3 protein-coding genes are annotated in these 12,438 nt (G+C 51.9%); 2 read left to right on the top strand and 1 reads right to left on the bottom strand.

The features are described 5' to 3' along the window. Positions 1-176: 176 nt before the first annotated feature. On the bottom strand, positions 177-1,778 hold the full coding sequence (locus AC0THY_RS02615) for a potassium/proton antiporter (protein WP_489992915.1): 1,602 nt from the start codon (positions 1,776-1,778) through the stop codon (positions 177-179). Between the two features lie 160 nt (positions 1,779-1,938). Here AC0THY_RS02615 and AC0THY_RS02610 point away from each other — a divergent pair, with 160 nt between their 5' ends. Both AC0THY_RS02610 and AC0THY_RS02605 read left to right on the top strand, forming a co-directional pair. After that, entirely contained in the window at positions 1,939-5,142 is a 3,204-nt protein-coding gene (locus tag AC0THY_RS02610; RefSeq protein ID WP_489992914.1) for a hybrid sensor histidine kinase/response regulator, read from the top strand. A 206-nt stretch (positions 5,143-5,348) separates the two neighbouring features. After that, entirely contained in the window at positions 5,349-12,305 is a 6,957-nt protein-coding gene (locus AC0THY_RS02605) for a LamG-like jellyroll fold domain-containing protein (RefSeq protein ID WP_489992913.1), read from the top strand. Positions 12,306-12,438 lie beyond the last annotated feature (133 nt).

Below are 12,438 nucleotides of genomic sequence, written 5' to 3'. Positions count from 1 at the left end.
GGACCCGTTTTTACTGATCGCAGTCCCCAGCCCTTAAGAAAGTCCTCAGCTCACTATATGCAGCCGTAGGACCCACTCCCCTCCCTCAGGCATTCCACTACGCTGTGGTAGGCTGGGGGAGCTTAAGCGGGGGGAAGTGGTGAGGAGGGGGGAAGAGAAAGATAAAGAGCGGGGGGTTAGGTGGGTTCGGTGAGGAGGATTAGGGTGTCGCCTTCCTGGATGGTGGTGGTGCCTATGGGGACGAAGGACTGGCCGGAGCGGTTGATGAGGGCTACGGTGGAGCGGGGGAAGGTGAGGTCTTGGAGCTTTAGGCCTTCCCATCTGTGTTTTTTGGTGATATATACTTCTTTCATGGATATGGGGTGGTGGCCCTGATAGCCTGGGGCACTCATGATCAGTTTGTCTCCGGGCTTTAGGATGGTGTCCCCTTTGGGTATGACCTGATTTTCGGTGCGGCGGATATAGGCGATGCGGGTCTGGGGCGGAAGGGGGAGATCCTGTATGCTCTTGTTGGTCCAGGAGTGGTCCTCAGGCAGGGTCAGTACTATGAATTGGAGAGCGGACTCTTCCGCATAGTCGTTGAAGGTTGCCATGACATCCTGGGTGTCGTCAATCATGTGCAGCTTTTTGGATATGAGGGGAAGCAGGCTTCCCTGAAGTCCGATGGAAAGCAGTACCACACAGAAGACTATGTGAAAGATATCGCTTTTTGTGTACGCTTCGTCCACGCTCACCATGATGGCAAACACGATGGATGCAGCCCCTCTGAGGCCTGCCCAGGAAACCACTGCCTGTTGGGAGAGCTTTGCGTGAAAGAGGGTCAGGATGGGGCAGACGGCAAGGGGTCTGGCGATCAGGGTCAAAAACAGGAAGATCGCGATGGCTGATCCAAGGATTTGGGGGATTTGGGAGGGGAAGGCCACCAGTCCCATGAGAAAGAAGATCAGCATCTGCATCAGGCCCGTTGCGCTGTCGAAAAAGTGAACCATCTCTTTTTTGGCGGGGAGAGGGGAATTGCCCAGGACAATGCCCACGATGTAGGTGCTCAGATATCCGTTTCCGCCCAGAAATGAGGGCATGGTGTATGCGGTCAGGGCAAGGGCTACCGTGAAGATGGTGTCGTAGCCTGAGGCTTCAAATTCGATGTGGCGGATGATCCAAAGTCCGGCCCAGGCGATCAGGGACCCGAAGGCAGCACCGATAAATACCTGAAGGAACACATTTCCGGCAATGGCCAGGGGAGAGGTACTCTCACCGCGCAGGATGGAGAGCAGAATCATGGTCAGCATGTAAGCCCAGGGATCATTGCTGCCGCTCTCCAGTTCCAGCAGAGAGGCGGTGCCGTATTTTAAGTTCAGGTGTTTGGAGCGCAGAACGGAGAATACTGAGGCTGCATCCGTGGACCCAAGGACTGCCCCTACCAGAAGGCTTTCCAGCCACGGGAAATGTAGAATATAGTGACAGAACACCCCCACCAGCACAGCGGTGATGAGCACTCCCGCTGAGGATAGGAGCATGGCTTTGGGCGCTACGGGTCTGGCTTTTTTCCAGCTGGTTCCAAAGCCTCCATAAAACATGATAAAGATCAGTGCAACTGTGCACACCTGTTCCACAAATTTAAAATCATCAAAGGGGATCTTAAAGAGTCCGTCCGAGCCAAAGAGAACGCCCAGAAGAATAAAGGCGAGAAGCATGGGAACGCCGATTTTGTTGGTTAACTTGTTGCAGAGAACACAGGCCACAATCACAATGGCAATGAGTGTCAGTGTTGTCAGCATGAGCCACCTCCTTTTTGCTTTTGAAACAGTATACCAATAAACAGGCCGCTGTGTCAAAGTGAAAGTCGGCTGGCGGTTGCCCTTTCAAGGTTCTTTTGTTATACTACTATAAACGGGTTTTATACTTTTGCGCGCACTAGAGAGAAGGAGGCTGGCACCTATGCTGGAGCATTTTAAGGATGTACATAAAATACAGGAAGTTTTGGAGGAGGCCCAGACAGGGTTGTGGGCTATTGAGCTGGACGAGGGGTGCCCACCCCGCATGTACGCGGACAGCTCCATGCTGGGACTTCTCGGACTTGCATCTGAGCCTACGCCGGAGGTATGTTATCAGCACTGGTATGAGCGCATTGAGGAGAGCTATTATCCCATTGTCCAGACTGCTGTGGAGCGGATTGTACAGGATGACCGCACGGAGGTGGAGTACCCCTGGGAGCACCCCAAATGGGGCAAGATTTATGTCAGATGCGGAGGAGTGCGGGACTGGAGCTACCAAAACGGCATCTGCCTGAGGGGATATCACCAGAATATCACCAATACGGTCATGCTCAAGCAGGACTACAACTCTGTGATTCAGTCCCTGAGCGCCAGCTACCATAGCATCTTTCTGTGCAATCTGTCGGATAAGAGCTATAAGATAGTGAAGATTATGGACGAGTTCCTTCCGCTGACCAAAGCAAACGGAGACTGTGAGGAGCTGCTCAGCCGCTATGTGGACCGGGAGGTTGCACCCCAATACCAGTCCATGGTGATGGAACTGGTAAAGGATGGCGGGGTTGTGAAAAGATTTGCCCAGGGGGAAAAGCAGATTGAAGTATACTACCGTAGCAAAAAGAACTTCTGGAGAAAGATCAAGGTGATCCCTTCGGACCAGTATACTCTGGAGCGCCCTTTGGTGATCGTGGCATTCAGCGAGCAGGACCAGGAGGTTGACCGAAAGCTGGGTGACGCTACCTCGCGGATTGCTCTTTCTCAAATCTATACACTGGTAGTCAGCTTGGATCTGGTCAGGGAGGAGTACTTCTGCATACATTATTCCGGGAAACTGCTGAATCTGAAAAAACGGGGGATGCTGTCAGATTTTAATAGGCAGATGTCCGGCAGGATGCCCCTGGAGGATCAGCGTACTTTAAAGAAGATATTAGACCCAAGCCAATATGAGAAGTACAGGTACCGGGACGGCGGGATCAGGCTGATTGCCGGGGACGGTACGCTGCACTATTACAGCTATTACTCATCCCTGATCCGGGAGGAGATGGGGGAGCGCATTCTGCTTACTATCCGGAATGTGGACGACAGCGAGGGGGCGAAACAGCGAGAGTTCATTCTGTCCAACCTGTGCAAGTGCTACTACTCCATCTATCTGTTTAACCTGGAGGACAATACGCAGGAAGCTATCTGGCAGGAGGAGTTTATCTACCACAATCAGGAGTTCCCCAAGGGGAGGCTGGACACCTATTATGAGAAGTTTATCCGTAATTATGTGTACGAGGCTGACCAGAGCAAGATGCGCCGTGCAGGCAGCCCGGACTTTCTGCGCCAGGTGCTGTCTGAGGAACAGCCGGTATATGAGATTGACTTCAGGCGCATCTACCCGGACCGGCTGGCCTGGGTGCGCTCCCGCTTCAGCGTGGCTGAGATGCTGGACGGGAGAGTCATAAAGGTAATATTTGCAAATATGGATATTACAGATCAGAAGCTGGAGGAGCTGGAGGAGGAGAAGCGCAAACGGCTGTACTTTGAATACCAGAATATTGTGCAGGGCCTGTCTGCCTTCTATCATTCTGTCTTCTATGTGGATCTGAATAACCGGATTTTTCAGGCCTTTAAGGCGGAGGATGACCTGGTAAAGCAGATAGGGGATGCACATGACTATGAGCTGCTGAAGCGGACCTGCAGCAGGGGGATTGTGGGAACGGATGACCGCGCCCGGTTTGAACGGGAGCTGGACATCTCTGAGATCCGCCGCCGCATTGGAAGCGGTGAGAGCATCTATGCTCTGGAGTACCAGCGGGATTATGGAGGCTACTGCGGATGGATGCGCATTCACGTGATCCTTGCCGAAAGCCGGGACAGCATTCCTGCTAAAATCATCCTTGCCGCTCACAGCGTGGATGAAGAAAAGGAAGAGCAGGAGAAAAACCGAAAGGCTCTGCTGGCGGCCTATGAGACTGCCAAGGCGGCCAATGAGGCCAAGAGCAGTTTCCTTGCACAGATGTCCCACGACCTGCGGACCCCCATCAATGCCATTGTAGGAATGACCGCGATTGCAGCTTCACAGGTTCACGACTCAGAAAAAGTGGAGGACTGCCTTAAAAAAATTGATCTGTCCAGCAGACATCTGCTGACCCTGGTCAATGAGGTGCTGGATCTGTCCAGGATTGAGAAGGGTAAGGTCAAGCTGGAGGAGGAATCCTTCTCACTGGGAAAGCTGATAGAGGATGTGGGTGTGATGATCCGTGCGGAGTCGGAGGGAAAGGGACAGGAGCTGTCACTCAATGCCTGCAATCTGGCACACGACCGTTTGATTGGAGATACCCGCAGTCTGCGCCAGGTTCTGCTGAATCTGCTTACCAACGCAGTGAAATATACGCCCAACGGGGGCCGGATACGTTTGAATACCCAGGAGGTGTCACAGCGCAAGCCGGGGTATGCAAGCTTTGTTTTTACAATAGAGGATTCGGGAATCGGGATGAGTAAAGACTTTTTGGACTATGTGTTCGTGCCCTTTGCGCGTGCCGATGACTCCCGGGTTCAGAGCATACAGGGAAACGGACTGGGCATGTCCATTGCCCAGAAGCTTATCACAGCTATGGAGGGGGATATTCAGGTGGAGAGTGAGCTGGGATGCGGAAGCCGCTTTACCATCACACTGAACCTGAGGATCGACGATACCTTCCGGGGAGAGGACACAGAGCAGAAGGAGCCGGAGGGCTGTGAGAAAGACTGCTGTGGTCAGGACAGGGAGTTCCCTGTGGGGAAAACCCTTCTGCTGGCGGAGGACAATGATCTGAACATGGAGATTGCTCAGACGCTTTTGGAGAACATGGGCTTTGTCGTTCATGGGGTAAAGAACGGGCAGGAGGCTGTGGACGCTTTTGAGGACTCAGAGCCGGGCACTTATCATGCGATCCTCATGGATCTGCAGATGCCGGTGATGGACGGCTATACGGCTGCCAGGAGGATCAGGACTGGAAGCCACCCTCAGGCGGGGACGATCCCTATCATTGCGCTTACGGCCAATGCGTTTGCGGAGGATATCACAAAGACGCTGGCCGCGGGGATGAATGATCATGTGTCCAAGCCTATAGACTGTGTACGGCTGTTAGATGTGCTGCGTCAGCAGACAGGTATGCCTAGTTAAATTTGCTTTAATACATATACATAATATTCATTTTCATAATATAGATCTATACGGAGCAGTCGCATTTTTACTCAGTGTGGCAGCTCCTTTTTATGTATTCGTCTGAGTTTAAAATAATGCACCCACCTTAAAATCTTAGAATTTATCCGCTCTGTTCCCTAATCTATAATGAAAATACACTATTATAGAAAAGGAGAGGGTGAAGCATGAGAAGAAAGAGAGGTATCGGAGCTAAGATACTGGCAGTTGTAACCGCGGTATCTATGTTTCCCGCAGCCGGCCTGACGGCCATGGCAGCGGGGACAGATGGGGTAACGCCGCCTGCGGCGCTGGATATCGGACATCCTATGTTTAAGAATACCGAGCAGCTGGATGAGGTGTACAACCTTGGGGATGTGGGGTATGACTCAAAACAGATGATGAAGGATATCTACCAGCAGGATCTGGATAACGGGGGAGACTCCTTTTACATGGACCGGATACTGGCCAGATATGGGGTGGCAAACGGAGATCCCAACAGAAACGGAAACAATGACGGAAATACATTTATGACTAGAGGACGGGCGCTCTATATGTACACCAGTACCCCGTCCGTGATCGGGTTTGGAGGAAAAACCACCTATGGACCCGGAGCCTCCGGCACCAGCATGGGTGGGAATATGTATGCCATTACCTTTGAGGGTGGAAATGGAAGGCTCACCGCAAAGGAGAATACCAGCCAGCGCGTCAACAGTCCCAGTAACTGGGTCAGTGAGTACACTGTGGGGGAACTGACTGCAAAGGTAGAAAAGTTTATCAGCAATGAGAACGTGGCGGTGACTACGGTTTATCTGACCAACCCCACAGACGCAGAGCAGACTATTACAGCCACGGCAGCATCCGAGTTTGTAAATAATAAAAGCCAGGTGGACATCAGCGGGAAGAGCCAGAAGGAGCTCACCGGGACCGTCAATTCTCCCGGGGAGCTGACAAAGATTACCACCAGACTTACGGGAGAGGGCTTTGACTATTCGCAGAGCGCCAACAATGCCCTCTCTAAGACCGTAACCATACCCGCAGGGGCCACAGAGGAGATCAAAGTGGTGATGGCGTTTACCACAGAGGAACTTCCCGGTTCCACAGAAGACTACATAAGATTTGCACAGATGGACGGGACCACGGCTCTGAAGACCCAGAAGAAAGAGTACAATGCTTACTGGGCAGAGAATCTTCCCTACATTGATGTGCCCAACAAGGCAATCCAGAAAGCCATTGACTACAGGTGGTGGCTTGAGCGGTTCAATACCGCGGATGCCAATATTCCGGGATATGATTACCAGTATCCCGTGACCATTGAGGGTGTCCTTGGATACAACAATGCAATCGCGCTGACGCAGCCCATGCACCTGCAGGATACCAAGTGGCTGAGAAACGCTTACCTGCCCTACGGGCAGCTGTTATCCGTGGGAAACAGTTCACAGAGCAGCGCATTTTTGGACAATCCGGGCAACCGTTCCAACTGGAACAACCACTACGGACAGTATATCGCAGATGCAGGCGTGGAGGCTTTCAACGTAATCGGCGGAAGCGAACAGCTGGCCCAAAATCTGGCCTACTACTTTGAGCATGACGCCAAGGGCCAGATCGAGCACTACGGAAACCACACCAGCGCCACCACACCGGCAAATTATCTGATAGACTACCGGAACAACTATATGACCGGAAACGATGCGGACACCATCTCCATGCATGTGTCAGGGGCAGGCACCTGGAAGACACACGGGGAAAACGCCTACGTCTATGCAGCAGCTAAAGCGGCAGCCGAGATGTACGAGTCTATTGGAAATACGGCCAAAGCAAAAGAGTTAAACACGCTGGCTAAAAATATCCAGGACGATATTTTAGAGTACCTCTGGTGTGACAAGTGCCAGAAGTTTGAGACACGGGCAGTGAGCCCTTCCGGCAGCTTTGTCTCCCACAATCCGGACAAGCCCAATCTGATTGAGCTGACAGAGTCCAACAACTACAACTATTTCGCAGTGGGCGCCGTGCCCACGGACAAGGAATCCATTGCGAAATACAAGGAAGCCCTGAAAACCTTTACCAATGGAGAAGAGTTCCCGATATTCCCGTACTACACAGCGAATCAGGTGCACAATAAGACGCTGCCGGGATCGAATAACTTCTCAAACATCAACTTTACAGTTCAGGCACGCGCTTATGAGGCAGCCCTGCGCACCTATGATGTGGAGCAGGAGTATGTGACGGATGATATGCTGGCACTGATGATAGAGTGGTGCGCATGGAACATGTACCCGGACGGGGGAGATGTGAGCTATCCCAACAACAACGAGTTCTTTAACATTGACGGCAGGACAAATGACACCTACTATCGTTCCTGGATTTACCACAATATTCTGGGTAACTATACTTATCTCTTTATTGAGGATATGGCTGGCGTACGGCCCAGGGCAGATGAAAAGCTGGAACTGGACCCCATAGACTTTAGCTATGACCATTTTATGGTGAATAACATCCGTTACCATGGCAAGGATATCACGGTCAGCTGGGACGACCCCACGGACGGTACGGATTATTACGGAGAGAAGGTACCCGATGGATTCGCAGTGTGGGTGGACGGAAAACTGGCCTTTCATGTAAAAGACCTGGTTCATGTGATCTACGACGCAAAGACCGGAAACCTGGAGTTCCCGGAGGGCGAGACCACGGAGGTAATTACAAAGGCGGCCACTTCGGCAATCCCCCAGGCACAGGAAGTGACGCTCACAGATGAAAAGGTTACGGAGATGCTCAAGAAAGCTGGCATCAACGGACTGGAGAACATGGCCGAGGGTGCGGACGTGGAAGCTACCTATACACCGGCTAAGGCGAGAGAGGCTGCCTGGGCGGAGAAGCACAGGGCGGACGGCAGCGACAGCACCTCCAAGGCAGTCAATGAGACTGCACCAGACCCACAGGCAGTGACAGACGGAACTACCGTGAACATGCCTTTCTGGGGAAATGACCAGTCGCCAAACAAGACGGACGCTCTGGTGATTGATCTGGGTGAAGAAAAGACGATTGATATGATGGACATCTATTTCTACAATGACCGACAGAAGGATGGATATGCGGAGCCCGCGAAATATACGCTGGAATACTGGGATGGAACACAGTGGAAACACGCTGAGAACCAGTCCAGGACACCGGTGGTTCCAAAGGCGAATTACAATGAGGATAAGTTCAGCAAGGTAACCACAAGCAAAGTGAGGGTGACGGTCACAAACCAGGAGAACCACTATACCGCAATCACAGAAATCCAGCTCTTTAACGAGGGCGGAGACAGAGAGGTTGTGGAGAATCAGGCTCCTCAGGTTAAGGTTTCCGTAGACGAGAGCAAGGCGGAAAATATGAAGGCCGTGCTGACTGCAGAGTGCATTGATGACGGCATGCCGTACGACAAGGAATTGACCTATAAGTGGGAAGTGATCGGAAAACCTGAAGGGGCATCCGCCTTCCTGTTGAATGAACAGTCTCTGAACACCACCTTGGTGGCATCTGCTGCAGGGGCCTACACAGTTAGGTTTACGGCAAATGACGGTGAAAAGTCCGCTTCCGAAGAACTCGGTGTGGAGATCAGGGAGATGGAAGTGTCCAGGGTGGATGCGGCTGTGAATGCAAAGCCCAGCTCAGACTTTACAGCAAGCTGGGAGAACTTAAATGGAGTCAATGATCCGACCTTTGAACCGTCCAGCTCCAATGTGGGAACCAACAAGGGCTGGGGAAACTGGGGCTGCTCCGGAGGCACAGGATCAGAACACTGGATTGGATATACCTGGAATGAAAAGGTGAGCATCAATGAGCTGGCGATCTACTGGTATGATGATGGCGGCGGAACCAGGGTTCCCAGGGCATACCGGCTCCAGTATAAGAACGATGCAGGTGAGTGGACAGACGCAGAGATTCTGACAGACATTAAGAATGCAAGCAGGAAAAATGCCTACAATACCATTGAGATTCAGCCTGTTACCACAAAAGAACTGCGTCTCTATGTGACACTGAGCGCAGCGGGAACGGGAATCTACCGGTTTAAAACTTATGAGACACCGGCAAAAGAGATTCATCCGGTTTATGCAGCCACAAAGACGGGAGTAATCCCCACTCTTCCAGAGTATGTGACAGTAGTGCTCTCCACCGGGGAGATGAAGGAACAGACGGTTAGATGGAATGAGATTACCCAGGAAATGGTTGCACAGGACGGAACCTTTGAGGTGACGGGCATCAATGGAACAACAGGGGATATCGTGACCGCAACGGTAATCGCCCGGTCCGATATGGACAAAGCAACCATCAGCACCGTGGATGCTGTGGAAGTATCCACCATTGCAGGAAATCTGCCATACCTTCCGAAGACCGTTAAGGTAGGCTACAACAATGGAGCCCAGGACAGCGTATCCGTGAAGGTAACCTGGCCGGAGATCACCCTGGAGCAAGTAGGAAAACCGGGAGCCAGTTTCACCGTGGAAGGAGATGTGGAAGGAACCTCCGCAAAGGCCAGGCTTACCGTTCATGTAATGGGGGATACGGTTGATACGAGCAAACTGGAAGAAGCGCTGGAAAATGCAAAGAAGTATTCAGAGAAAGATTACACAGCAGAGAGCTATGGCAAACTGGCATCAGCCATTGCTGAGGCCCAAGACCTGCTGGAAAACCCGGAAGCAACGAATACACAGATAAACGCAGCCGTGGCAGCAATCAATGATGCAATTGATGGACTGGTTGAGAAAAAAGCCCAGCTTAGGTCCTTGCTTGCCGAGGCGAAGGCACTGGAGCCGGAGAAATATACAGCGGAATCCTACGCAGTACTGGAAGAGGCAATCAAAGGTGCCGAAGCTGTGATTGAAGACAGTGAGGCAGCAGACACTGCAATCGCAGATGCTGTGAAAGCGCTTCAGGATGCTATGGAGAAGCTGGAAAAAGTGACGGAGGCAGAACTGATCCTCCACTACACCTTTGACAAGCAGGAGGATATCACACAGATCAAAGACGAGTCCGCAAGCGCATACACTGTTCAGGTACCTGGCCTTAAGGCGGATGACTTTGTGGAGGGGGCAGCGGGAACAGCTCTGAAGTTCAGAGGGGAAGACACTTCCTTTGAGATTCCCGCAAAAGCGGATCTGGCCACCAGCGATATTACGTTAAGCTACTGGTTTAAGAGAACAGGGACACTGACGGGAAATAACTCCCTGCTGTGGGCTAAGAATGAATCCGCTTACAACGGAAATGGTTTCTATACCAATTACCCGGTGGGAGACCGGTATTCCTCCTTCTTTGTAGTGGACGGATTTAACGGCTTCTACGTGGCGGAGAACCCCAATGATTTCCTGCCTCTGAACGAGTGGACCTACATTACGGTAACCTGGGATTCGGATAAAAATGAGGGTAAGATCTATAAGAACGGCGTGGAGCAGAAGATCACCACACTGGGCAGCCCAGACACTATCACAGGTACGGAGTCAGCAGTCAACCGGATTGGCAAGAATGGATATTCAAGCGATGCCCAGTATCCGGCAAATCTTCAGCTGGATGATATGAGAATCTACAATGGCGTGCTTCCGGCAGCAGATGTGGAGGCTATGTACACAGAGGTTGCGGTGAAGGATGTGGAGAAGGCTGTGGCAGAGGCAGAAGCGTATGAGGAAAGTATGTATACACCTGAAAGCTACGCTAAGCTGCAGGAAACCATTGAGGCAGCCAAGAGATTCCTGGCAGGGGAAGTCACAGCGGAGGGATGCAAAGCTCAGATCCAGGCGCTTAGAGAAGCCATCGAAGGCCTGAAGATACCCGCAGACAAAACCTCTCTGAAGGCGCTGATAAAGGCAGCAGGGGAGATGGATGTCACGGGATATACCGAGGAGAGCGCGGCTGTGTTTAAGGCAGCTTTAAAGGATGCCCAGGATGTTTCGGATGATCCCGAAGCCTCAAAAGAAGATGTGGCAGCTGCGGAGGCCAAACTTCTCACTGCATTGGCAGGACTGGAGAGAACCAAAGAGGAAAGCGTTGATCTTTCGATGGTGCGGATTCTGAAGGAAGCATACAAAGACATAGACACCAGTAAATATACAGAGAGCTCAGCAAAGACATTTACTGACGCCATGGCAGGACTGGATAAGGTCCTGAACAAAGAAAACCCAACTCAGGAGGAGGCAGATCAAGCGGCAAGCGATCTCCTGAAGGCAGCAATAAAGCTGGAACTGAGGCAGGAGATTCCGGTGGAGGAGACAGACCTCACAATCCTTGGCATTCTCTATGAGGCATACAGGGATATGAATCTGACAGGTTACACGGAGGAGACAGCAGAGGTGCTAAGAGATGCGCTTAAGGCTGCAAAGAGTCTGCTGGAAAGCAGGGATGCAACCCAGGAGGAAGCAGATCTGGCAGCGGCACAGATTGTAAAGGCAGCGGCAGGGTTACAGGAAGTACCTGCAGACCCGGAGCCACAGCCGGAGACGAAGCCGGATGACACAGTGCTGAGAACACTGGTTCAGGCATACGAGACGCTGGATGTAAGCTCCTACACGGAAGCCACCGGGACGGAGATGGTGAGTGCCCAAAAAGCCGCAAAAGACTTGCTGGCCAGGGCAGACGCCACCCAGGCGGAGATCGACCAGGCAGCGGCAAGGCTGATAAATGCAGCGGCAAACTTGGTAGTAAAGGCAGCAGAACCGGTTGTTCCGGAGAAACCTGCATTAAAGAAGGGTCAGACCTTTACCTACAAGGGGCTGAAGTATATAGTTACCAACCCTGCACAGGGCAAAGCACAGGCAGCTGTCACGGGCGCAAAGTCCAAGTCAGCAAAGACGGTGGTTATTCCCCCGGCTGTTACCCTAAATGGTGTCAAGTGCAAGGTGACAGAGATTAGCGCAAAGGCTTTCTACAAGTTTAAGAAGCTGCGCAAAGTGACCATAGGAGCCAATGTGACTAAGATTGGAAAGCAGGCATTCTACGGGGACAGCGCTCTGAAGTCCCTCAATGTGAGGACCAAGAGCCTCAAGAGTGTGGGCAGCAAGGCGCTGAAGGGAATTAACAAAAAGGCAGTGATAAAGGTACCCAGCAGCAAACGTGCAGCTTACAAAAAGGTACTTAAAAACAAGGGACAGAGCAGCACAGTAAACATCAAATAGTCAGTGAAATACGGGAGAGGGCAGGCCGATACAGGGCTGTCCCTTTCCCGACTCTGCACTGCGTAGCCGTAACAGTTCAGCCAAGATGCCCACAAGTACGCCAGAGAGTGGTAAAATTGACGGAGCGGTGTAT

This window comes from Ruminococcus sp. 8Y-12 (assembly GCF_058119865.1).
This window is presented reverse-complemented; position numbering and strand designations above follow the sequence as displayed.

Excerpts from the sequence above, each read along its gene's own strand:
- AC0THY_RS02615 (WP_489992915.1), bottom strand. The coding sequence starts at position 1,778 with ATGCTGACAACACTGACACTCATTGCCATTGTGATTGTGGCCTGTGTT.
- AC0THY_RS02610 (WP_489992914.1), top strand. The coding sequence starts at position 1,939 with ATGCTGGAGCATTTTAAGGATGTACATAAAATACAGGAAGTTTTGGAG.
- AC0THY_RS02605 (WP_489992913.1), top strand. The coding sequence starts at position 5,349 with ATGAGAAGAAAGAGAGGTATCGGAGCTAAGATACTGGCAGTTGTAACC.